This window comes from Streptomyces sp. R302, from assembly GCF_012927245.1.
Taxonomy (GTDB): Bacteria; Actinomycetota; Actinomycetes; order Streptomycetales; family Streptomycetaceae; genus Streptomyces.
In genome coordinates this window covers 559,417-581,386 of sequence record NZ_JABBGE010000005.1, presented here as the reverse complement: position 1 = coordinate 581,386, position 21,970 = coordinate 559,417, and the positions used below count along the sequence as shown (strand labels likewise).

Annotated in this window: 19 protein-coding genes; 10 read left to right on the top strand and 9 right to left on the bottom strand. The window is 67.2% G+C overall.

Translation table 11 applies throughout. The features are described from left to right. Positions 1-185: 185 nt before the first annotated feature. From HHL19_RS18855 to HHL19_RS18845, 3 genes are read left to right on the top strand one after another with little or no spacing between them, the layout of a single operon-like run. Positions 186-887, top strand: a complete 702-nt coding sequence (locus HHL19_RS18855; RefSeq protein WP_169091034.1) for a TnsA-like heteromeric transposase endonuclease subunit — start codon at positions 186-188, stop codon at positions 885-887. Then, a complete protein-coding gene (locus HHL19_RS18850; protein ID WP_169091033.1) occupies positions 884-3,298 on the top strand; it encodes a DDE-type integrase/transposase/recombinase in 2,415 nt (804 codons plus the stop codon). Before HHL19_RS18855 ends, HHL19_RS18850 begins: the two co-directional genes overlap by 4 nt. Continuing rightward, positions 3,298-4,344 carry an ATP-binding protein gene (locus HHL19_RS18845; RefSeq protein WP_169091031.1) on the top strand — a complete coding sequence of 349 codons (1,047 nt, stop codon included), beginning with the start codon at positions 3,298-3,300 and terminating at the stop codon, positions 4,342-4,344. The genes HHL19_RS18850 and HHL19_RS18845 overlap by 1 nt, the downstream gene beginning before the upstream one ends. Before the next feature lie 99 nt (positions 4,345-4,443). Here the strand turns inward: HHL19_RS18845 and HHL19_RS18840 are convergent, their stop codons facing one another. Continuing rightward, on the bottom strand, positions 4,444-6,804 hold the full coding sequence (locus HHL19_RS18840) for a DEAD/DEAH box helicase (protein ID WP_169091029.1): 2,361 nt from the start codon (positions 6,802-6,804) through the stop codon (positions 4,444-4,446). A gap of 196 nt (positions 6,805-7,000) precedes the next feature. On the opposite strand from HHL19_RS18840, the gene HHL19_RS18835 reads away from it, so the two are divergent. Both HHL19_RS18835 and HHL19_RS18830 read left to right on the top strand, forming a co-directional pair. Beyond that, positions 7,001-8,095, top strand: coding sequence for a TniQ family protein (locus HHL19_RS18835; protein ID WP_169091027.1), 1,095 nt, complete (start codon positions 7,001-7,003; stop codon positions 8,093-8,095). Between the two features lie 307 nt (positions 8,096-8,402). Beyond that, a complete protein-coding gene (locus HHL19_RS18830; RefSeq protein ID WP_169091024.1) occupies positions 8,403-9,329 on the top strand; it encodes a hypothetical protein in 927 nt (308 codons plus the stop codon). A 48-nt stretch (positions 9,330-9,377) separates the two neighbouring features. Here the strand turns inward: HHL19_RS18830 and HHL19_RS18825 are convergent, their stop codons facing one another. The 4 genes from HHL19_RS18825 to HHL19_RS18810 all read right to left on the bottom strand — a co-directional run bounded on the left by HHL19_RS18825 (position 9,378) and on the right by HHL19_RS18810 (position 15,430). Then, on the bottom strand, positions 9,378-10,067 hold the full coding sequence (locus HHL19_RS18825) for a hypothetical protein (protein WP_169091022.1): 690 nt from the start codon (positions 10,065-10,067) through the stop codon (positions 9,378-9,380). Beyond that, the gene (locus HHL19_RS18820) at positions 10,030-11,889 is read right to left on the bottom strand and encodes a DEAD/DEAH box helicase family protein (RefSeq protein ID WP_277349248.1); all 1,860 of its coding nucleotides are present in this window, start codon (positions 11,887-11,889) and stop codon (positions 10,030-10,032) included. Before HHL19_RS18820 ends, HHL19_RS18825 begins: the two co-directional genes overlap by 38 nt. An 875-nt stretch (positions 11,890-12,764) precedes the next feature. After that, complete coding sequence (locus tag HHL19_RS18815) at positions 12,765-14,567, bottom strand: SsgA family sporulation/cell division regulator (protein ID WP_169091018.1); 1,803 nt, start codon at positions 14,565-14,567, stop codon at positions 12,765-12,767. Between the two features lie 20 nt (positions 14,568-14,587). Next, entirely contained in the window at positions 14,588-15,430 is an 843-nt protein-coding gene (locus HHL19_RS18810; protein WP_169091016.1) for a hypothetical protein, read from the bottom strand. Positions 15,431-15,657: 227 nt separating this feature from the next. Between HHL19_RS18810 and HHL19_RS18805 the strand changes: the two genes are divergently transcribed. After that, positions 15,658-15,852, top strand: a complete 195-nt coding sequence (locus HHL19_RS18805) for a hypothetical protein (protein ID WP_240981728.1) — start codon at positions 15,658-15,660, stop codon at positions 15,850-15,852. Positions 15,853-16,121: 269 nt separating this feature from the next. Here HHL19_RS18805 and HHL19_RS38165 read toward each other — a convergent pair whose 3' ends face one another. The 3 genes from HHL19_RS38165 to HHL19_RS18795 form a co-directional block, all read right to left on the bottom strand. Next, a complete protein-coding gene (locus HHL19_RS38165) occupies positions 16,122-16,253 on the bottom strand; it encodes a hypothetical protein (protein ID WP_277349249.1) in 132 nt (43 codons plus the stop codon). 267 nt (positions 16,254-16,520) lie between these two features. Next, the gene (locus HHL19_RS38160; protein ID WP_277349250.1) at positions 16,521-16,652 is read right to left on the bottom strand and encodes a hypothetical protein; all 132 of its coding nucleotides are present in this window, start codon (positions 16,650-16,652) and stop codon (positions 16,521-16,523) included. Positions 16,653-17,012: 360 nt separating this feature from the next. Then, the gene (locus tag HHL19_RS18795) at positions 17,013-17,891 is read right to left on the bottom strand and encodes a nucleoside triphosphate pyrophosphohydrolase family protein (RefSeq protein ID WP_169091012.1); all 879 of its coding nucleotides are present in this window, start codon (positions 17,889-17,891) and stop codon (positions 17,013-17,015) included. A 115-nt stretch (positions 17,892-18,006) separates the two neighbouring features. On the opposite strand from HHL19_RS18795, the gene HHL19_RS18790 reads away from it, so the two are divergent. The 4 genes from HHL19_RS18790 (at position 18,007) to HHL19_RS18775 (ending at position 20,532) form a co-directional block, all read left to right on the top strand. Beyond that, the gene (locus HHL19_RS18790) at positions 18,007-18,285 is read left to right on the top strand and encodes an acyl carrier protein (protein ID WP_169091010.1); all 279 of its coding nucleotides are present in this window, start codon (positions 18,007-18,009) and stop codon (positions 18,283-18,285) included. Beyond that, positions 18,282-18,698: a helix-turn-helix domain-containing protein gene (locus HHL19_RS18785; protein ID WP_169091008.1), complete on the top strand. Its 417-nt coding sequence runs from the start codon at positions 18,282-18,284 to the stop codon at positions 18,696-18,698. Before HHL19_RS18790 ends, HHL19_RS18785 begins: the two co-directional genes overlap by 4 nt. Next, complete coding sequence (locus tag HHL19_RS18780) at positions 18,695-19,615, top strand: ImmA/IrrE family metallo-endopeptidase (protein ID WP_169091006.1); 921 nt, start codon at positions 18,695-18,697, stop codon at positions 19,613-19,615. Before HHL19_RS18785 ends, HHL19_RS18780 begins: the two co-directional genes overlap by 4 nt. Positions 19,616-19,689: 74 nt before the next feature. Next, positions 19,690-20,532, top strand: a complete 843-nt coding sequence (locus HHL19_RS18775; RefSeq protein WP_169091004.1) for a hypothetical protein — start codon at positions 19,690-19,692, stop codon at positions 20,530-20,532. A gap of 242 nt (positions 20,533-20,774) precedes the next feature. Here the strand turns inward: HHL19_RS18775 and HHL19_RS18770 are convergent, their stop codons facing one another. Further along, positions 20,775-21,791: a nucleotide kinase domain-containing protein gene (locus tag HHL19_RS18770; RefSeq protein ID WP_206325806.1), complete on the bottom strand. Its 1,017-nt coding sequence runs from the start codon at positions 21,789-21,791 to the stop codon at positions 20,775-20,777. Between the last annotated feature and the right edge of the window lie 179 nt (positions 21,792-21,970).

Below are 21,970 nucleotides of genomic sequence, written 5' to 3'. Positions count from 1 at the left end.
TGCACAGCCCCAACTACGCTCATTTTGACGGGATTTATTCGATACCCGTGAGGTTCTGCCTCAGTGTTCGGGTATCGCGTGGAGGTTCGCCGGGCTGTGGGTGCACAACGGCGCGGGAAGGGCGGGGATAAGTGTCGCGGGGTCTGCAGGTCGTCCGTCGTGACGAGCGGGGGCGGGAGGTCACGGTGCCTGCCGCGCAGGCGGCAGGGATCGAGGTGGTGAGCGCAGAGCCGGTCTGGGTTCCTCTGCGGCATCCGTCCGAGCGGAGCATTGTGACGTACTGGTGGTCGGCGACGACGGGCAGGCATGTGGGCTGCCGGTCGCTTGAGCGTCTGTCGGTGGCCATGCTGCTGGACTTCCATCCGAACGTGACCGAATTCTCTGCCTGGACGGCCCGTCTGGAATGGCGCGAGCGGGGCCGCGTCCGACGTTTTGTACCGGACTTTTTCGTACGCACGGCAGCGGGTGAGACGGTGGTGGTGGCCTGTCCGCCGACAAAGGGCCCCAGCACCAGGTGGCAGCGACAGCAGAAGGTGCTCCAGGAGGCATGCTCCGAGGCGGGGTGGCAACTGGGGTCTCCTCGGCTGCCTCAGCCTGTGGCCATGGCCAACCTGCGCTGGGTCTCCCGCTACCGGCATCCCCGGTACGCCGACGCGGCGATGGAGCGGGCGCTGCTCAATGCGTTCAAGACACCGGCCGGGCTTGTGGAAGGGATCGAGAATGCGGGACTGCCTGCTCTCCCGGCGCTGCCCCGTCTGTATCACCTGATGTGGCGCCGTGAGTTGAGGATGGACTGGAGTATCCCTCTGGGGCCGGCCACGGTGGTCCGCCGTGGCGGGGGCGCCATGCCGTCGATGCGGCCGTTCCGGATCGAAGAGCCGTCGTGATGGCGAGGGCGGCTTCGGCCGAGCGGGGGTCGCGTGCGCATCATGGCCTGCTGTCGTGCGGCGACATGGTGCGCTGGCGTGGCGAGCGGTACTCGGTGGTGTTGCTGGACGGGGTGATGGTGAATCTGGCGCCGCAGCCGGGAAGCGGCCTGCCTCTGGTGGCTCTTCCGGTCGGGCTTCTGGCTTCGGCCCGTGACTTCGCTGTCCTGGACGCCGAGGGTCGGCCGGTGGAGAGCGCTCCGATCGCCGACTTCGGTCTCATGGAGGGAATCAGTCCCGAGGCTGACCGTGAGGCCCGTATCTGGGAGCGGCACGTCATCGAGGTGGCGACCGGACTGCTGCCCGGGCAGGCCGAGGACGCCACGCCCCGGCCGGGGTACGCGCCAGGTGAGTTCACGCTGATCGAGCGGTACAAGACGAAAGCGGCCGAGCTCAACGCGGTGCTGGACTTCGACGTGTCGTGGCACACCGTTCAGCGCAAGCGGCTGCAGTACGAGAAGAGCGGTGTGTGGGGGCTGGTCGACAAGCGGCGCACCCGGATGCCGTCGCTGTACGGGCGGTGCGATCCGCGCATGGTCGATGTGCTGCTGCAGCTGGTCCGGGAGCGGGAGGGCAAGGTTGCGATCACCGGGTCGGCGCTGTTCACGCTGGTGCGCCGCACGGTACGGCGCGAGTACGGGCCCACGATGAAGGTGCCGCCGGACACCACGCTGTACAAGCTGCTGGACCGGCTCGGGATCAAGGTGAGGGACCTGCGGTCCGCCTCGCACCGGAAGCCGGGGGTAGGCAACACACCCGGGCCGCCGTTCGGGACGACGACCGCGGTGGCGCCGGGTGAGCTGGTGCAGATCGATTCCACGGAACTGGATGTGAAGGTCCTGGGCGATGACGGGCTGCCGACATCGGTCGAGCTGACGGTGATGGTGGATGTCGCCACCCGCAGCATCCTCGCGGCGGTCCTGCGGCCCAAGACCTCCCGCCACCGGCGGGCACGCAAGGGCTCGCAGCGGCTGGGGCTGGTTGCCTCGCGCAAGAGTCCGGGGCGTGCCACGAAGGCGGTGGACGCCACGCTGTTGCTGGCGCAGGCCCTGGTCCCTCTGCCGATGCGGCCGGGCTTCTCCGCGGCCGCGCACGCGTCGGCTTCGGATCTTCCCTATGAGGAGTTGGTGGCCGCGGACGAACGCATGCTGCGGGCGGCGAGCCGGCCGGTGATCTTCCCGGATCTGATCGTGATCGACCACGGATCGGTCTTCACGGGAACGGCGTTCTTCGACGCCTGCGCCTACCTGGGTATCTCGGTGCGTCCCGCCCGCGTCCGCACACCGACCGACAAGGCGATCATCGAGCGGACCAACGGTTCGATCAAGTCGCTGTTCAGCCAGTACGTGAACACCTACACCGGCAACAGGCCCGGCTACCGGGCGCGGACCGTGGACGGCGAGACGCTGTTCACGCTCGCCCAGCTCGACGACCTGCTGCAGCAGTGGATCGTCCTGGGCTGGCAGAATCGTGTCCACGACGAGCTGCGCAGCCCCTACGACCCGAACCTTCCCGCGCTCACCCCGAACCAGATGTACGCCGCGACCGTGCGGGCGGCCGGATATATCCCGGTCCCGCTGGACCGAGACGACTATTTGAGGCTGCTGCCCACCGCCTGGGTCGGGGTCAGCGACGAGGGCATCCGGTTCATGAACCGCGTCTATGAGAACCCCGAGGGCAAACTCGACCCGTACCGCAACCGCCGGTCGGGACTCGGCGGAAAACGCCGCGGCGGCTGGCAGCTGCGCTACAACCCCTACGCCCCCGAGCATGTGTGGCTGTACGACCACGAGAAGACGCAGTGGGTCGAGGCATCGTTCCGGCACCAGCATCTGATCGGCGCGCCGTGGACGCAGTACCTGTGGGACATCGCGACGACCGAGCATCTGGCGCGCGGTGGCCGCAAGGACGATGACGACGCCATCGCCCAGGCCCTGGCCGAACTTCTGGAACGTGCCGGGCAAGGCCCGGAGGAGATGACCGCGGCTGTAGTCCCGGACGGCTGGGGGCCGCAGTTCCCTCCGCCGGCCCCGGCGCCCGTGTTCGACCCCTACGCCGCGGCGGACACCTCCGCTGTGAGTGAGGATTCGGGGGAGCTGGATCTTCCCGACGACGGGATGTACGGGCTGCCCGGGCCGGCCGATCTGTCACGGCGCGCCCTGGACGGCGGTGACCCGCTGTTCTTGAGCCCTGCCTCGCAAGGCAGCGCCTGGAGCGCCGAGGCGATGGCCGCGTTCAAGGACAGCTACTTCGACGGTCTGCCGCCGCTGGACCCCGACGGTGCCGCTCTCGCCAAGCCGTCCGGTGAGCCTGGGCTGCCGGGTCTTGAGGGTGATCTGTTCGATCTTTCCGACCCTGACCTGGAGAACTAATGGTGAAGCGGCCGAGTATCGGTGACGAGGAGCTGCGTGACCTGGTGGACGGGCCGGATCAGCTGCGCCCGCCCGCGCCGGAATGGTGCGACACCCTGACGAACTGGCGCGCCTCGGTCGACCGCGTCCTTGATCCGCCGAATCTGGCCGACTGCGCTCCGCTGGGTACCGAGGTCGGCCCGGACGACCCCCGGCTGGTGTTCCACGGCAGCATGCGTCCGGTGGAGACACCGGCCATCAAGACCGCCAGGCTGGTGGTGACGCGTCAGCTCTATGCCAATGCCAAGAGGACATCGGGTCGGCTCGGTGTCATCGTCCAAGGTCCGTCCGGTACCGGGAAGACCTCGCTGGTGCGGTACGTGGGCCGAGATCTGGAGGTGCGGCTGAACGAGCGCTACGGCCGCAACGACGACCGGATCCCGGTCGTCGCGCTCAGCGTGCCGGACAAGGGCCGCGGAGGAACACGGAACTGGAGCGGCGCCTTCGCCCGCTTCCTCGGGCTGGAAGGGTCGCTGGGCAGCGATCCGACCGATTCGATCTGCTACGTGATGCGCCACTGCCACACCCAGCTCGTCCTCATCGACGGCATCCACCGCCTGCAGCACGGCGCCGATGTGAAGCAGACCTTCGCCTACCTCGAGCACATCAGCGACGAGACCGGAGCCACGTTCGTCTACTGCGGCCGCAACAGCCGCGCCATCGTCGACCCCTACCTGCGCGACAGCGAAACACCCCGGGACAAGAACGAAGAACCCTGGGGCGACCACCCCGTCCTGATGACCAGCCGCCTGGGCTACGACCAGGAAGGCAAGGACCGCTTCCGCCGCATCGTCAACGAATTCGACAAGGACCTGCGGCTCTACCATCACCAAGCCGGCGACCTGACCAGCCTCTCCCCCGTCCTGCACCTGCGCAGCAAGGGCTACCTGCGGGCCCTGTCCCAGATCATCTGCCAGGCGGCCCAGCACGCCATGCTGACCGGCGAGGAACGCATCAACGAAGAGCTGCTCGACACCCTCACGGTCGGACGAGTCATCCACATCTGACCGCCCGCTCCGGTCCCGCCGGCGCTGTCAGCGTCGGCGGGACCGGACGGTGTCCGCCGGCACGGCACGCGGGCGGGCAGGCCGCCCGCGGATGAGAGGTTAGGCCCGGCCGGTTGTTGTGCTGGTTTGGTCCGCTGGGGGTGTGCGGCGGGTGCCCAGCTTCGGGTCCCACACCATGTGCACACGCTCCAGGGCCTGGCGTTCTTCCTCCGTCAGGCTCCCGGGGTCCTTGCGGATCTTGTGGATCCAGGCGCCGAGGCGGACGGGGTGGTCGCTCCACAGGGTCTCGACGTGCCTGGCCGGGACTCTGAGGTGCCCTTCGCGGGTGAAGTAGGCGACTGCCGCCTGGAGGTGCTCGCGGAACCCCTGGTCTCGTTCCGTGCCGCGGGGGCCGTGGTAGATGCTCGCGGCGTAGGGGCCGAGATGGATGGCGAGCAGGAGCTCTGCCTGGGCGGGGTGCAGGGTGTGGAAGTGGTTGCGCTGGCGGCTGATCCACTGCCCCAGGGGAACGCCGTCGGGGGTTTTGTAGGCGTTGGGGACGTGCCCGTTGCCGTGCTGTTCGACGTGTGCTTTGGCGTAGGCGTAGAAGCGGCGCCAGGTGACGGTGAAGGGCGGGTTCCACCAGGGGTCGATGTCGGTGAGGGTCTGTACTTGGGCGGGGGTGAGAATGCCAGCTTTGGCTTTGCGCCGGCATTCGGTGATCCAGCGGCCCACGCGGTGGCCGCCGTGTGTGGCGTCGTGGGGTGGTGCGAGGTGTCCGTGCTGGGCGGCCCAGGCCCGGGCGTGGTCGAGCATGCGGGGAAAGTCGCCTTCGGGCGGGAGCCACAGCATGCCGAGGGCGTCGAGGGCGGTTCGGTGCTCGGGGCTGAGCCGGCCGATGGTGTGCCGGGTGCGCTGGTTGCCGATCCACTCCCCCAGCGCGAAGCCGTCCGGGCCTGTGTAGTGGGCGGGCACGTCCAGGTGGCCGTAGGTGTCGTGGTAGGCGGTGGCGCTGGTGTGGGCCTGGTCCCAGTCGCCTGTGGGGGGAAGGGTGATCTCCAGGCCGAGAGCGTGGGCGATCTCGAGGGCGCGTTCGGGCAGGTGGTAGTGGACTTTACGGGTGGGACGGCTTGTGGAGCCGCTGGAGTGCGGCATGGCGACGCGGTCGAGGAAGGTGTCGTCGTGGGCGCGCAGGGCCTGCAGGATGTTCCACAGGCCGCCGAAGCTGGTGCCGGCCAGGACGTCATGGGCGCTGGCCCCGTCGGGCAGGTAGACGGGTATGACGAGGGTGGCTTTCTTGCCCTCTCCAGGCTGCTGGCGCAAGGCGCGGCCGATGGACTGAATAGCGTCGATGACGCTTTTGCGGGCGGCGGCGAAGACGACGGCGTCGATGGCGGGGATGTCGACGCCTTCGTTGAGGACACGGACGTTACTGAGGACCGCACGTCGGCTGGTTGCGTCGAAGTCCTTGAGGAGGCTTCGGCGTTGCCAGGTTCGCTGTGTGCTGTCGACGGCGTGGGACCACAGGTCGGGAATCGTCAGGTCGCCGGTCACCTGGGAGGCGGTGCCGGGAAGGGCTCTGGCGAAGGCGTGGGCGGCGGCGATGCGGTTGTGGAAGACCAGGACGCGCCGCAGGTCGTGGTCGGCGATGGCGCGCAGCACCGCGACGTGGAGGGCCGCGGTGCGCAGTCCGTTGTGGTGGCTGGTGCCGGCGGGCGGTGCGGTGAGGATGGTGCGCAGGTCGGTGTCTTCGATGACCGGCATGACGACGCGGTAGTCGGCGAGGATTTTGCGTTCGATGGCGTCGGCCAGGCCGAGGCGGTAGACGGTGGGGCCGAAGATGTCGACGCGGTCCATGGTGGCGTCGGGCATGGATTCGAACAGCGAGGAGAGACCGCTCGCGGGTGCGGGGGTGCGGAAGATGCGTGGGGTGGCGGTCATGTAGAGGCGGAGCTTCGCCGGGATCTGGGCGTCGTCGTGGATGATGCCCCATCCTTCGTCCGAGCGTCGCGTGGCGCGGTGGGCCTCATCGATCACGACCAGGTCCCATGCCGGTATCTGGTGCTGCTCGTGGAGGTGCCGGATGCGGTGCAGGGAGCCGTAGGTGACGAAGACGGTCACCGCTGCGCGGGCCCGCTTCATCAACTGGGCGGCAGCGTCCGGGGCGGTGGTCATGATCGCCTGCTCGCCGCTCAGGCCGCTCGTCGTCTGCTTCATCGACGAGACACCGATCGCCGTGCCGCCCCGGCCCGCCTCGCGCCATCTTTGGATGGTCTGGGCGAGGAGTTCCAGGGTGGGGACGACCACCAGGACGTGGCCGTCCCCCGCTGTCTGGTCGGCGATGTGGGCGGCGGTGAGCGTTTTCCCCGTTCCGCAGGCCGACACCACGGTGGCGCGGCGCTCGCCGGATGCGAACGCGGCCAGGGCTGCGTCGGCGGCTTCGGTCTGGTGCGGACGCAGGCGCGGCAAAGCGGGTGTCACGTGGGTTCCTCGGGATCGCTGCCGGGCACCCTCGCTGGGACCCGGTGTGGTGCTGGCGATGCACCGTATGAGGCGGGTCCAGCGGCAAGTCGGGGATCTTGGGAATCCGGCCGGATATCGCTGGTGGCGCATGGAGTCTGAGACATTCTGGGGTTGTCTCCGGCCGAGCTGGAGCGGGGTGAGGAGGCTGAGACGGGTGGCGGCAAGGAAGGGCACGGCGCGGCGCAAGGTGTGGAGGACGCCGGAGCGTCTGCCGCGGCAGGCGCGGTTGATCGCGGGTGAGTCGACGGGGTCGTTCCTCGGCCGGCTCGCACAGCTCAACCACGTGCCGCTGGACGACCTGATGGGCCTCGTCGGCGAGGGCGGCAAGGCGATGCATCCGCGATACACCGAGGTGTACCTCAACCCGGGCGCGCTCGAGCGGCTGGCGGCACTGACCGCGCACCGTCCGCAGGTCCTGCAGCGGGCGCTGCCCAGCCTCGCGCCCCATCGCCTGCTCGAGGCGGGGCCGGGACCGGTGTGGAGATGGCCGCAGTGGGAGGCGAAGGACGTCTTTCTCGTGCGGGCGTGCGATCTGTGTGCCGCGGCCAGGCGGCATCCGTCGGATGTGTACCTGGTGTCGGTGACCCGGTGGAGAGTGTGCGCCCGGCATCACCGGTGGCTGGACAATCTCCGTGAGGACGGTGCGACCTGGCTGCCGCTGCAACACGTGCCCGAGGTGGTGAGGGCGCACCGTGAGCGGGCGGGTCTGGAGCGCAGGCTCGGTGTCGGCGGGCGTGCCCTGTTCGCCGATGCCCTGCACATCACGGCGTTGTGGTGGAACGTCCCCGAGCTGAGCCCGCCGGTGTGGGAAGCGCGGGGGCAGCTCCTGGGCGAGGAGGCAGGTGGTGACCTTCGTCTGGCGCCGCTCGTGTCCTACCCCGAGACCATGCGACTGGCATGGATGCTCGCGGCCCGGGAACGCCGCCGCATGCGGGGCACGTGGAGCGCCGAACACGACAGGGTGTGGCTTGCTGCCGTGGGCGCCATGCTGGAGGAGTGGCAGATGCCCGCAGATCTCGCGCTGGCGCCTGTGGAGATCTGGATGCAGCATCACAGCATGCCCCCGCTGCACCGGAGCGTCAGCCGGCCGGTGCAGGGCAAGTGGCGCTGGCTGCCCCCGCCGCAGCCTCACGAGGACGCCGCATCAGACACTCACCTGGAACGGATCACGTGTCTGCCGTGGCGGTTCGGCGACGAGCCCCCGGAAGCGGACGAGACGATGGTCTGGTCCGTCGCGGGCCGAGCCTGATCATGCGGGTGCGGAAAACCGGGGCGCGGAGGACGCGTGGAACCGGCTCTCACACGGGGTTCTGCTTGGGGTCGGGCGCGGCCCAGATCGACACCATGGGGATGGGGTCTGGCCCGGGGCGCCTGGGCCCGGCTGGTGCATGGTCTGCGGACCGCGGCCGGGTATCTGGACAGCCCAGCTGGTACTCCCCCGCCACCGCGCTGGGTGACCTTTTGGGGGTCTGTGAGGCCAGTCGTTCCGTTCACAGCTGCATGGCCTGCCCGGCTCCCGGCGGGGGGGCGGCCTCGCACTGCTCATCCCGCCTGCGGTGGAGGCGGGCTTCATCCGCTGGGAAGGGCTGTTCCACCACTTCCAGCAGGCTCTCTCGATCGATCCGGTGTTCTGCGGTCATCCCGACGCCCAGGCGCTTCTCTCAGCAGTACAGCGGGGGCGCGCGCTCGCGGCCGGTTCTGAAGGTGTGGTGCCGGGAAAAGCATGGCAAGGACGTCCTGGGCTGAGCACTCTTTTGGCTCCGTACCGGTATCAGACGGGATTGATCCCGCTCTCCTCGACCGTCTGGAAGGCCTGGTGCAGCGGGCGGCCCGCGGGTTCACCCCCACCTCATGCCCGGGTCGACGAGAAGATGGGCTCTCTCCTCGACGTTCTTCGTACCAGCCCGGCGTGGAAGGCGCCGAACAGTACCTACTTCATCGTGCTGCTGGAGTACTTCCTGCGTTTCCTGCACGACCGGTTCGACGGGCAGGCCGACTTGTACGGCGACCGGACCGCCTACCTGGGGCCGGCGCCGAACAAGCCTGACGGCTCCGCGGGGCTGTGGCCGGAGAAGGCGGTGCAGGACGACATCCATCAGCACCTCAGCGGCCTGCTCACTCCGGGCACCGTCCAGCGGGAGGTCATCGATGTGGCCTCGGGACGCACCGATGTCACCTACACCCCGGAGCCCGGGCGGCGTCTGGTGATCGAGGTGAAACGGCGCAAGACCAAAGCCGAGCGCAATGCCGTGGAGCGGGACTGTCTCGCTCAGGCCGCCAACTACACGGTCACAGGGCCGCCGTTCGGCATTCTCTTGGTCGGTGATCACAGCAGTCACGCGGCCGGATACTCTGACTTCGACGACGGGGCGTGGATCACCCGCTATGCCCGCAGCACTACCGAGGTGCCCCGCCTCATCGTGGTCGGCGTCCTGCCCATCGGCCGCCCCGCCCCCTCGGCGCTGCGGATGCCGGCGCTCTGACATCAGCCCGGCTGCGTCCTGGCCGCCTGCGTTTGGGGAGCGGTGTCGCTAGGTGCTGGTGCTCTGCTCGGCTACCAGCTGGGTCAGCGCACTGCACACCTGCTGGGCCTGATCGGCGCCGAGCTTGTCCAGGAGCGTGCGTGCGACGGCGGCCGGGTCGTTGAGCGCGATGGTCGTCTGAGGCTTGCGCCATCCGGCCTCGACGGCTGCCGTGTAGGGCTTCATGCGGCCTTCTGTGACTTCCTGGAGCAGGTCGGGGCGTTCCCTGGCGAGCTTGCGCATGATGTTCTCGGCGCTGTTGCCTGTCGGAACCTTCCTGCGGGCGGGCGGCAGCGGGAGCGTCTGGTCGGCGTGCTCGGCGGCGTCACAGAAACTCTGTACATTGTTCGCTTTTTTGGGGCGGCCCGGGCTGTTCGGGGGTGTCAGCTCGTAGAGGATCGCCAGGAGGTCGGGGCGGGGGCCGATCAGGCGCTCCACCACGCCGAGGTCGGCGCCGAGGCCCTGGAGAGGGAGGGTCTCGACGAACTCGGCGAACTCGTCGTCGTCGTAGGTGATGTGATCGCCGAGCCTGGTGACGAAGTCTTTCCATCCGCCTGTGGTGAGCAGCTGTTCCAGGAGCTTGGGGACGGTGCCGAGTGAGCTGGCGCCGGACCGGAGCGAGGAGCCAAGGGACGCAACGAGCTGCCCGCGTTCTCTCAGCTCACCTGACCCGGGGTTTTCCGTGTCGTGTGAGGTCACGAGCTGCTTCCTTTCGGATCTCCGTGGCCAGGTGGTCGAGGATGCGTTTGAGCGTAGAGGTTGTGCAGTCCGGCCTGGCGCCGAAGCGTCGCATCAGATCGGTATTGATCGTTACCTGTCGCCTTCCTCGTTCTTGCTTGCTGTCGTTTCCTACGCGTCGGCTCTGCATGCGGGCCAGGCGGTCGACGTGCCGGTCGACTTCCGCCCGGATCATGTCCTTCTTCTTGTAGGCCGGCAGGACCGGTGTCGCAGTCGTGGCCGGCGCACTCGTGTCTGGCGGTGCTGGCCGCTGCTTGACGAGGAGCTCGGCCATGTTGCGGGCGTAGGTGGTGGGGATGTTGTGGTCGATGCAGGCTTGGTGGCCGGGGAGGTAGATCTCGGCTGATTGTCCGATGCCCCGGCGGTCGGACCGGTAGAACGCTGCGCCGCCTGCTTCCAGGATGACGGTGTCCCTTGAGGCCCGGTCAGTCTCGCAGGTGGGGTTGCCGTCGATGTCGAAGAGTTCGGCCTGCTCGGCGACGGCTTGTGCGGCGGCTTGTGCGGCGGCTTCCTGGCGCTGTTCAGGGATGGATGCGGCGGTCTCACGGCCGGCGGGTCCGGTGTCGTCGTCGGCGTCCAGTTCGTCGTCGTCGAACCGGTCGAGCTGGTCGCGCAGTTCCTGCTCGATCTCGGTGCTCAGTTCCATCAGAACGGACACGGCCGGGATGATGATGTGCGCGTCGTAGTGGGGCGGGCACTCGGCCCGGGTACGGACGAAGCGTCCGACGTACTGGCGGAAGAACAAGGGTGTCTTCCAGCGGCTGAGGTAGCAGCCGACCATCAGGCGGGGAACATCGACGCCTTCGGAGACCATGCGGATGGCTACGAGCCAGAGTTTCGATCCGTCGTGGCGGAACGCGTCGAGCTTGGCGACGGCATCCTCGTCCTCGCTGATGACCACGGTGGGTTCCTCGCCGCTGATCCGTGTCAGAAGCGTGGCGATCGCTTTGGCGGTCTCCTTGTTGTCGGTGACCACCAGGCCGCCGGCATCGGGCACATCCCGGCGGCGGTCGACGAGCAGCCGGTGGGCCTTCTCCAGGAGCATGGGCGTCCACTGCTGGGCGGGGTCGAACACGGCGTTGAACATCTTGCCGAGCTCGCGGCCCTTGCTGGTGTCCTTGAGGGACTTGGTGACCTCGGTGGCGTTGTCGAGGTAGCGGGCCTGGCCGTCGTAGGCGTGGATCTCCACGGCCCGGCAGACGCTGTCGGCGACGGCGTTGCCGTACTCGTAGGCGAAGTCGACCTGGACCCGGCCGGTCTCCTCGTCGTAGGAGCACCAGGGGATGCGGGCGTCATCGGAGCGCCACGGCGTGCCGGTGAGCATGAGGATGTTCTCGGCGTGGGCGAGGGCGCGTTGGGTTCCGGCGCCCCAGGTCTTGTCGTCGCCGAGGTGGTGGACCTCGTCGAGGATGGCCAGGGTCGGCGCGGAGGTGATCGCGCGGGCGGCACGATCGGCACCCGCGGGGTTCATCTGGGCGTAGGTGGCGACGAAGCCGTCGGAGTCGTGGTCGTTGTAGTCGGAGGGGAACCTGACCGGCAGGAGTTCGAGGCCGAACACGGAGGCGACGTCGGCCCACTGCTGGCGCAGGGAGTCACTGGGAACATAGACGGCGACCCGGTAGATGACGCCCATCTGCTTGAGGGTCGCAGCCACGTACAGGGCAAAGATGGTCTTCCCGGCCCCGGGCGTGAGCATGGCCAGCCATTCACGCTTGTACTTACGGTCGGCCATGTACTGGTCGAAGGCTTCCTGCTGACAGGTACGAAGCTGCGGCCAGGGCATCGCTGTACTCCCCCATGTAGGACTGCGCGGAAAGCCAAGATCAGTACGCGTGGCGTACCCGCCGCATGCGGGACTCGAGCACGACACAGCACCACAGGTCAGGTCCGGGGCTGCCCGGCCCCGCTTCGTAGATCATCTTGAGGACGCCGGTGTGCTCCTAGCAACACCCAGCGTGACGGTTCCCCTGAACAGGGGGATATCGGAGCAACGTTGACGCATCGGCCTGTGGCTGCAAGCGGCCATGGGCCAAACGGCAAGACAGCGCCCGGCGATCCGCCCTCAGGCCCCTCCCCCTGGAAGGCCGCCCCGACATCGCTCCCGTCACCTTCGACACGGCGCACCCGCTGGCCGACGACCGTCTTTACATCGTCACGCCACAGGAGCAGCCTGTCTCTCTCGCTCCTTTCTGTTTCGTGAGCGACTGCCCCACCTGCCTGGCGCCCGAGCTGTACTGACCCGACCGTCTCAACAACTCCACCGCTCTCCTCAAGCGCCTGGACCGGGGCCACGAACTGGAAAGCGACGCTGTTCTCAGCGCATTGCGCGCATGGGGTACGCCATGACCTTCGGCGAAGCGTCAGCGCTTCTTTCTTGAACGGCCAGGTCCGGTCTCCAGGCCGCGAATGACGGCTTGGAGACCGGACCTGGCGCCGCGTCGCAGGATGTCTCTGAGCATGGGGTAGTCATCGGACTCGTGCTGCGGCCATCTGGCATGAGTGTGTAGACCGTGCCGGCAGGGCTGCCGTCGCTTGATGCGCCCCTGTCTCGGACACCGCGCCAGTCCTTCTGCGGTTCTCGTGTCTCTGGCACGCGTCCGATCAACACAGACATCTTGCGCCGGCAGCCTCCAAGAGCCCTCACAGCTGCTGGATTGATCACTCACCGCTGCCGGGGTGCCCGGCGAGCTGATTCATTCTCCGCTCGAGCTCGTTCAAGGTAGAGCTGACGTAGGTGTGCTCAGTACCAGGAGGCACGATGCTGGTGATCTGGTCCAGGAAATCCTCGACGAAAGCCCTGGGCAAGGATACGAGAGCTGTTCCTGAAGGGGGGCTCAACTCGATGAAGATGCGGGCTCCGCCTCGGGCACTGTCGTTGGGCCAGACCTTCACGTCCCCCTCGCCTGCGGCTGCTTGCGAACCTTCGCTCAGCAGGTCTCTGGCGAACGTCCAGGTGATGTTGGTATCCCCCTGCCTGAACACCGTCTCTACTGCATAGGGATCCGCCTCCTTGTACCTGAAGCGCGTGGGTACAGGCAGTGTCTCTAGGGACGTACCGAGGTGGAGCAGGCCGTCGATCGTCTCCGTCTCGACAGTTCGTGAACCGGTGGACGCACTTGTGGGACGGGGCGGCTTTCGCCGGCTGGCCAGAAGGCCTGTGTGCTTCTCTTTCACATCCTGTGGGGTAGGCCGACCAAGGGGCGGTGTCCACAGCGTCTCCGACTGCTCCTCAGATGCTCCGGTGCAGGACAATTCCACGGCGGTGAACGGAAGCTCGGTAGTCGCTGCCCACAGAAACTCCAGTGTGTGCGCATGCTTGTTGTCGTCCAGTCTGCGCCGCAAGTCGTGGGTGAGCGGCGCTCGTAGACGGCACACGTGCAGCAGGTGCTCTGGATCCTGTCGGTGGTGCTGCGCGATGCGGTGATGGGTGGAGAGCAACCCGCCGGGGAAGGGGTTATTGGGCTGTGAGTTTCCGCTGAGCGTTGCCGCCCATGTCGCCAACGCGCACCTCACCCGCTCCATGCGGCTGGTCAGCCGGGAAGGCTGCACGTGCCCGTCGAGCTGCGCATACGGATCCTCGTTCAGCCACCGGAACATGGCAAGGGCAGGAGGGCGCCTGCTCTGCAGCCATCGCTCATCCTGCAGTGTGCACGCATCGTCGGCCCATCGTCTTGCGGCAGCGGCATCGTCCGTCACAAGAAGAGGAAGGATCGCGGCATTGGATTCGCGTACCACGATGGTGAACTTCTGCGTCTTCGCAGTGCTGTGAATTCCTCTTCCGAATTCCCCGATTGCTTCGCCAGAGCCACGCATCGCCGCCAGTTGATACATCGCGGCATGGCAGGTTTCCATGAAAACGGGAAGTCCGGGCGCCATGAGGAACCCTTCCGTTTTAGGCCTGAGCGTGGTTCGAACGTGCAGCTCGTTCATCCTGCAGCCGGGTGCGGCGGGTGTGGCGGATCGCTGCGCGAGGAGGTCGAGCAGGTCGTCCTGCTCCCGAGTGGACCATGGGTCCGACTCTGTCTCGGCGCACAGGTCAGCACGAACAGCGGCGTGCAGCAGGTCCCGAAGGCTGGAAGTCACACGAGGTCGTCGGGGGGATGACACTGCTTCATCGCGTAGCGTGCTCACCGGCAGCCACGCGGAATGAATGAATTGAAAACACGAGGCCGCCTTCCCGAGATCGTGCATCTCCGACAGCACGGCAGGTCCAGTCGGCACCGGATCCGGCTTGATCGTACGCAGCGCCGGCACGAGGTGCCCGGGCGAGGGGTCTGCGGTACCAGGTGTGGTCTCGGCCTTGCTGGTGGGGGGCTGCGGGTGGCGGGCGGCGTGGTCGAACCGTCGGCGCGCGTCGGAAGGTGTGGTGCCGATCGCAGCGGTCACCCGTGGGGATCCCAGGCTGGAGGCCTCCAGAAGGGCATCGAAGTCGTCGTAGGCCGTCTCGGTGACGTTGTCCATGGCTCCTTCACTCCAGGCACTCATCGCGCTCCGCCCTCTCCCAGTTCGTACGGGCGGACCTGCTTGGTGAGCTGGTCTCGTACTCGGCTGATGCGCCGTTCAAGCGCCTTTTCCGTCAGACCGACGCGATCCGCGGCCTGCCTCTGGGTGTATCCCAGGGCTCGCCATCCGAGCGCTTCGCGTACCTGGGGGTTTTTCACCAGGGGCAGGAGGCGGTCGACGTAGTCGTGGGTCACCGCGGCGTGGACGGGATCGGTGGCACGCTGGTCGGGAACGGCGAAGGGGTCGCTGACCCCTTCGCCCGTCGGGTGGTCGAGCTCAGCCTGCCCCCGCTGGTGGCTGTCGAACCAGCGAATATAGACGCGGGGGAATGCGCGGATGACGGCGCCGAGGAAATAGGTGTCCAGGTTCGCTCCACCCTGGGGGGTCCAACGGCCCTCGATCAGGCCGTAGGTGCGGAAGACCTTCAGGCCGCCGAGGACGCTGTCGACGGAGACACCGTGCCGGTCCTCCGCCGTCCACATGAGGGTGATCTTGTCAGCCGGTACGGGGCGTCCGACCTGGCGGGCCTTGCGGAAGATCTCCCCGCTCGCAGCCCACTTGATCATGGTGTGGTAGCCGTACCCCGTCAGGCGGTCCACGATCTTCTCGTAGTTCTTGCCGACGAAGCCTTCGGTGCGCAGCCTTTCGACGATCAGGCCGTCAAGCTGCCGACGGCGGCGGCGCTCCGCGGAACCCTCTTGGTCTTCGGGGTCCTGGTCGAGAAGGGCAAGGCCTTCCGGGGTGAGCTCGGCATCCTCAGCTTCGAGGGGGCACGAAGGGGTGCAGGCGCTGTTCTCGCCGCCCTCGAGCGCTTCCGGCACATCCGCTCCCTAGCATCCGCAGCAGTTCCGGCGGCCCTGTTGGGCGGCCCTGATCTACGTCATAGACGCCGCCGACGGTTCTCCCCCCGGCCTCCGCTGAAGTTTTTCTCGTCACGGCCAGTGATCCATGTCACAGGGGGTGAGGTGACGGGTCCTCGCCTATACCTCCATCACCAGACGCGCCCGTCAGCCACAGGCGCACCACCGATCCTCACAAGGAGTTGACAGTGCCTCAGGCCAACCCGCAGCCCCCGCTGCTCACCCAGCGCGCCGCGGTCATCCTCATGCTCGGCATCCTGTGCGCCGTCGCCGCGGCGGTACTCACCGTCCTCGCCGGCGGCGCCCTGGCGAGCGGCTTCCTCGCCGGCGGCGGTGCGTTCGCCGCCGCCGTGCTGTTCTTCAACATGATCATCGCCGGCTAGCAGGAGCGTGAGCGCCTCCTTGGTTCCGTACGGATTCGTGCGGAACCAAGGAGGCGCTCACCGTATCCGGGCTCTGAACTACGCAGGGAGAGCCGATCCGAGCTCGCGACTGCAGTTGACCTTGTAGCCGGCAGCAGTCGCGGACCACAGGTGGGCAGGCGCTGCCGTGCACACGGATGCTTGTGCTCCGGGCCGACTGAGGGAAGGCGCCTTGTCTGTCGGCGGCCGGAGCTTCCCCCGTTGTTCGTCAGCAGGTCGTCAGGGCGGGATCAGGCGGCGAATCCAAGGTGGGATACGTAGCTGTACGCGCTGTGGTCTGATCCGAGGTCGCTGACGATCCGCTGCCACAGGTCGTCGAGTGCGGCGTAGTCGTTGCTGTTCCAGGCGTCCACGATGGCCACCCATGGCCTCCGTACGGTGATGCGGCGAATGCGGAGTTCCCTGCGCCGGTTGGACTCGACCTGCTTCTGGTTGACCGGGTGGATCTCAATGCGCGTGCCGCGGCCGTCATCCCACAGGCGCCGCTTGTAGTACTCGGCCAGATGGGCGCGGCGGCAGGTCCAGAACGCCCGGTCGATCTTCTTCAGGTTGGCCGGCCGGGGGCGTTGCTGCCCGGTGTTCCATCGAGCGATGGTCCGCTCTGTGGCGGTGATCCCGGCTTGGTGTAATCACTGGTCGCCTCGGTTGTCCCAGGTGAGATAGCGAAGCCTGATCGCCAGTCCGCGCGGGGTGTTCACCGAGGGAAGCCAGCGGCCGGCCTGGGAATCGAGCTGGCGCGCCAGCGCTTCGCCGCCGGACATGCCGCGTGCTCCGTACGATCCCAGATCGCCTCAACGTTCCTCCGGCGTGAGCGGTGCCGAGCGGGAGTCGTTTCGCATCGTGTCTTCGCCGTCCTTTCAGTAGACGGGGTCTCACAGGTTGTCATGGGGTGAGCAGCTCGACCACCGCATCAGGACAGTCCCTGGAGCGGCAGCGAAGTCGGGCGACTTCGCGCTCCTGCGCAGCTGATCTGCCCAATGCCTCGTGATCCTGGCCGGGAGCGAGAACATCACGCGCGCAGAACGATGCCGTGGACATCGGCCACAGGCTGTCGGGGCACGGGGCGGCGTAGCCTCGTTGGGCTCGTGCTCGTTCCGTCATGGCTGGGCAATAGTGGCTGGTCAGTTTTCGATGAAGGTCAAAGTCTGTGCATCGAGGTTGAGCTCAAGGCTGCCGCCGCCATGCTTGCGTAGCTGTCGCCACGCGTCGTAGCCAGTCATGATGGCTTTCTCCCAGTCGGCGGTGCGCAGCACGTTGACTTCGAGGTGGGCTGTCATGTGGTCGATGGTTGTGAGCAGTTCGTGGTCGACGTGGCGGACGTCTTCGAAGTAGCGGTGGCGGCTGGCATAGGAGAACACCAGGGCGCTGATGCCTTCCTCGATGGCGATGGCACGGCCGCCGTCTTCTGCTTCGTCGACGCCGGGGCGACTGCGGCGCTTGCGGTCGAGGAGGAAGCGGGTGACGGGTGACCAGCCGAGGACTGCTGCGTGCCCCAGGTGGAAGGCATCATGGAAGCGGTAGTCGTCCTCGATGTGGCTGGCGCTGGTGAGTGGGTCGCCGGCGTTTTCGCCGTCCTCGCGGGTGACGACGATGACTGTTCGCCCGCCAGGCTGGGGGGTGGGCGTGAAGGTGACGGTGGTCTTGCGGGGCAGCTGTTCGTGGGCAGGGTAGTCGGCGTCGAAGCGCAGCCGTTCGTGTGCAGGTGTGGCGCGCCAGCGGTCCTTTGCCTTCTCCAGGCTGGCTGCGGCAATGTCTTCGAGGTTGAGGTCGAGCCGGTGTGCGAGGGCGGCGATGTACCAGAGAACGTCGCCGAGCTCTTCGCGCAGTTGCTGCTTGGACGGTGTGGCGTCAGCGCCGTCGCGCAGGCGCTTTTTGTAGGCGGTGATGACGGAGCCTGCCTCTCCGGTCAGCCCGAGGAGGGGCACAAGGACAGGGTCGATGCTGGCGGCGGGGGGCTGCAGCGTCTTGAGCGCGGCTTCCTGATAGCGAGCGAGATGCATACACACTCCCTTGATGGATCCTCAGGCAAGGCTGTCGGATTTCCCGACAACGCTCTACAGTAGGTCATGCCGGGCCATTCGTCCGGGAGTTGCGCGAAGGGGCTGGATTCAGATCATGCCGCCGCACACCGTCCAGGAGATCGTCGACATCACCATCAGCCTCCTGGCGCAGCACCAGGACCGATCTGTCGAGGAGACCTATGAGGAACTCGCCGCCCTTGGGCAGGAGTTGCCGATCGACTCGGTTCTGGTGATGGAGATCTTGACGCGGATCGAGCAGCGCTTCGACGTCTCCATTCCGGCCGACGCCGAGGCGGGACGTTCGCTGCGATCGGTCTGGGCGTTCGCGGAGACCGTGTACGACACCATGCAGGCAAAGGAGCAGGAAGAATGATCGACAGGGCACAGGCCGGTGGCGGGGACGAAGCGGAACAGCGCGCCTTGCTCGGTCGGCGGCTGAAGGACACGCGCGAGTACCTAGGCCTTTCCCAGCAGCAGGTGGCCGAGCGGACCGGCATCGTCCGGTCGGCCATCAGCGACATCGAGCGTGGCATGCGCCGGGTCGAGGTGATGGAGCTGCAGAAGCTCGCGCGCCTGTACCGGTTGTCCGTGTCCTACTTTCTCGACGAGGACGAGGCTGCCGACGCCGGAGAGCACGCGTTCGCCGGCCTGCCACGCACTAAGCAGCCGCTGAGCGAGGGCGACCGCATCGAAGTCGCGAAGTTCATCCAGTATCTGCAGGCCAAACGGGAAGCCGAGGAGCAGGACGGCCAGGCTCCGCGGCGGCGGCCCGGCCGGGCGCGGTGAGCTGGAACAACGCCCATGGCACGGCGATGATCGCGGCCGCCCAGGCGCACGAGGACCTTGCGATCACCCATGGCGACGGATACGTCGATGTCTTCGGCGCGCTGCGCACCGAAGGCGTCGAAGTGATGGGGCAGTTGCTTGGCGGGCTGCTGGGCCTGTATGTGGGACCGGAGGACAACGGACCAGCCTGTCTGCTCAACGCTGGCCTGGAGGAGGTGAGCATGCGCCACACTGCCGCTCACGAGCTAGGGCATCACCGGCTAGGCCACAAGACCAGTTACGACCATCAGCAGGCGCACGGCCGGTGGGGTGAGGGGTGGCCGCAGCATGAGCGGGACGCTGAGGCGTTCGCATCCTGGTTTCTGATGCCCAGACCCGCCGCGCGCGCTGCGCTGTCCCGATGCGGGCTGGTTCGGCCAGACTCCCCGCGCGATGTGTATCGGATGGCTCGCTGGATGGGAACGCCCTACGCCACCACCGTGCGGCATCTGGTGCGGCTGAAGATGATCGACCGGTCGACGGAGACCCTCTGGCTCAAGCTCTCTCCCGGCGCTCTAAAGAGCGAACTCGCTGGTGGGATGACGGTCGGGCCCCGCAACCACGTGCATGTACTTACCGGTGCCGCGCACCGGGCCACGGTGCACGCGGAAGCCGGCGACTGTCTCCTACTGCAGATCCCCGGCGGTCGCTTCGACCATGTGCCGGCAGCCCTGAGCTCGGCGGCCCCCGAGTTCGGTGGCCAGATGTCATTTCTAGACGGTCCGCACGAAGCCGCTCACGCACAGGCCGTCTGGGTGGGTGAGCACCTCGCTGACGACTGCACTCTTACCGCAGAGGTGCCCGGCGCTACAGGCCTGTTCCGTGTCACGGTCCGCCGCACACCGGACCGCAAAGGCGCCGACCACTACCGCAAATAGAGCACCGCTTTCCCTGATGGACCTTCCTCGCCCACGCCCGAGCCCGCGCACCTGGCCGTACAAGGAGTGATCCGTTGCAGACGTTCACCGTCGACGCCCCCAACATCTCGCGCGCATGGCTCGGAGCGTGCGAGCAGCTCGCGAAGCTCCCCGGAGCCAGGGCTTTTCACACCGTGGTCCGCATTGCGCAGCCGCTGCGGGAGGATCTGCAGCTGCGCGGCGAACTTGACCGGCTGCGCTCGGCCCGCACCGCGCCGCTCTACCCGATCGACGCCGTCGTCAACACTCTCTTCCCTGTGGGGCTTGCGAAGACCTGCCAGAACCACGAAGAACTCGCTGAGCGCTACCAGAACTTGTACCCGAGGCTGCGCAAGGTCCGGCGCAATGCACATGGAACCTATTTCGGCCGTCTCATCGCCTACCCCGGCGCCGGTGCCAAGACCGAGCCTGTAGACCAAATCGCCCGGGTCATCAGCCGCATGAACAAGCTGCGTGCCAGCGCCAAGTGGAGCGCGGTGTACGAGGCCGGCACCGCGCACGTCCTGGATTGCGAGGCACCCGACGAGGAGGAGCCGGACACGGCCGAGGACACGGAGGCCGTGGTTCGCGCTGCAGCGCTGGACACCCAGCCGCGGGATTTCCCCTGCCTGAGTCACTGCTCGTTCCAGTTCGACGCCGCTGCGGGGTCCGTGCATCTTGCGGCCTACTACCGCAGCCATTACATGTTCGACCGCGCCTACGGCAACTATCTGGCACTGGGGCACCTGTGTGCTTGGGTGGCCCAGCAGGCGGGCCTGAAGCCCGGCACTCTCACCGTCATGGCCGGCAGCGCACGGCTGGACTGCACGAAAGGCGAGCTCAGCCGTATCCGGAATGCTGTGGACCACCCTCCCCTGTTCGGCCTCGGAGAGTGTTAGTCCTGCCTCCTCTCCTCGGGCCGTAGCGCGAGCGTTCCCGTGGCGCTCGTTGCTGGCGCGGATCCGCGTACACGGTGCTTGCCGCATCGGGGAAAGTCACACTGCTTCAGAGCCGTCGAGCATCGTGACGTGCGTCTTGTTCCTACGCCCATTTCGCGGGTTCGCCCAGGCTGCGGGTTCGCAGAGGGCTTCGCCGCCCTCCCTCGCGAGAAGAAGGGCGGCGAAGCCTGTGGCGGACGAGGTCAGGCGTTCAGGCCCCACTTGGGTGGGAACCATGCACTGACCGGCTTGGAATCAAGGCGGTACGACTGCTTGATGCGGCTGCGCCCACTGATGCCGGCAATCTCGGGGTGCGCGACCCTGGCGTACTTGTCGACTTCACAGAAAAGGTTCTGGCAGTCGATCAGCTGGAGGGGGCGCCCCTTGAGCCCGTGGAAGGGGAGTCCGAGGCGCGTGAAGTGCTGCTGCTGCGTGTCGGCCATGTAGCGGATGACTTGGGCCTCGATGCCGTCGGCCGTGCGCCCGAAGCACTTGCGGATGCCGTCGCGGGCGCCGGGGCCGGGCATGACGAAGTCCATCTCGGAGAACGGCATCTGGGAGGCGTAGTTCAGGTCGATGGTGAACTGATACGCAAGGAAAGGCCCGAGCGCCGGGTAGCTGAGCAGCACCTCGTACGCTTCGCGCATGGTGGTGGCGTCCGTGACACGGGCAGGCGCGCCCGTGGTCATCATCATCTCCAGCAGCCGCAGGTGGTTGCGGTGCTTGCGCCCCTCCCCCAGCTGCGGCGGCGGGACGATGTAGGCAGCCGAGTACAGCTTCTCACCCTCGGCGAACGCCGCGGAAAGAATCTTGTCGTAGGCGCGGTGATCGTAGGTGTCCCAGCGGACCTCTCCGAGTTCGCTGTTCAGTAGCTGCCAGGTCGATTCCTTGTTGAAGATCTTGAACAGCAGGGTCCGAAAGAACACCTCGTCCCACTCCTGGGAACCCTGGTAGATCACCTTGGAGATCAGGCTCTGGCTTACGCGGTCGGCCGCGCGGTAGCAGTTGGTGAAGCGGTACTGCCTCAGGATCGGATCCCGTGTCCACGGCTGGGGCCGGCCCGCTAGACGGGCCTCGTAAACCGCCTGCCGAGCTGAGGCAAATCGCCAGTAGCTGTCGAACACCGGCGTCGGCTGCAGCGTCCGGCCTGCCACTCGCATCACCCCAGGAGCGGTGCCAACGGGGCGGGGCGTATGACGGTCTTGCAGCAGCATCACCATGAGGCGCAATATATATTCGATATATGTCGGGTGTCACTGAGGGGGACCGTTGGACTTGCTGTGTCAGCAGCAGCGCCATGTGACATCGGTGAGCTGGCCCGTCGACGTCGATACCCGGGTCAACGTCCTCGTCCGTGCGGCCGCCGCAGTCGGCGAACGCACGTCCCGCGCAGAGCTCT

Bases quoted from the DNA above. Each gene is read 5' to 3' on its own strand.
- HHL19_RS18790 (WP_169091010.1), top strand. From the start codon at position 18,007: ATGCCGCCGCACACCGTCCAGGAGATCGTCGACATCACCATCAGCCTC.
- HHL19_RS38160 (WP_277349250.1), bottom strand. From the start codon at position 16,652: ATGTCCGGCGGCGAAGCGCTGGCGCGCCAGCTCGATTCCCAGGCCGGC.
- HHL19_RS18845 (WP_169091031.1), top strand. From the start codon at position 3,298: ATGGTGAAGCGGCCGAGTATCGGTGACGAGGAGCTGCGTGACCTGGTG.
- HHL19_RS18795 (WP_169091012.1), bottom strand. From the start codon at position 17,891: ATGCATCTCGCTCGCTATCAGGAAGCCGCGCTCAAGACGCTGCAGCCC.
- HHL19_RS18770 (WP_206325806.1), bottom strand. From the start codon at position 21,791: ATGGTGATGCTGCTGCAAGACCGTCATACGCCCCGCCCCGTTGGCACC.
- HHL19_RS18820 (WP_277349248.1), bottom strand. From the start codon at position 11,889: ATGCCCTGGCCGCAGCTTCGTACCTGTCAGCAGGAAGCCTTCGACCAG.
- HHL19_RS18785 (WP_169091008.1), top strand. From the start codon at position 18,282: ATGATCGACAGGGCACAGGCCGGTGGCGGGGACGAAGCGGAACAGCGC.
- HHL19_RS18815 (WP_169091018.1), bottom strand. From the start codon at position 14,567: ATGGACAACGTCACCGAGACGGCCTACGACGACTTCGATGCCCTTCTG.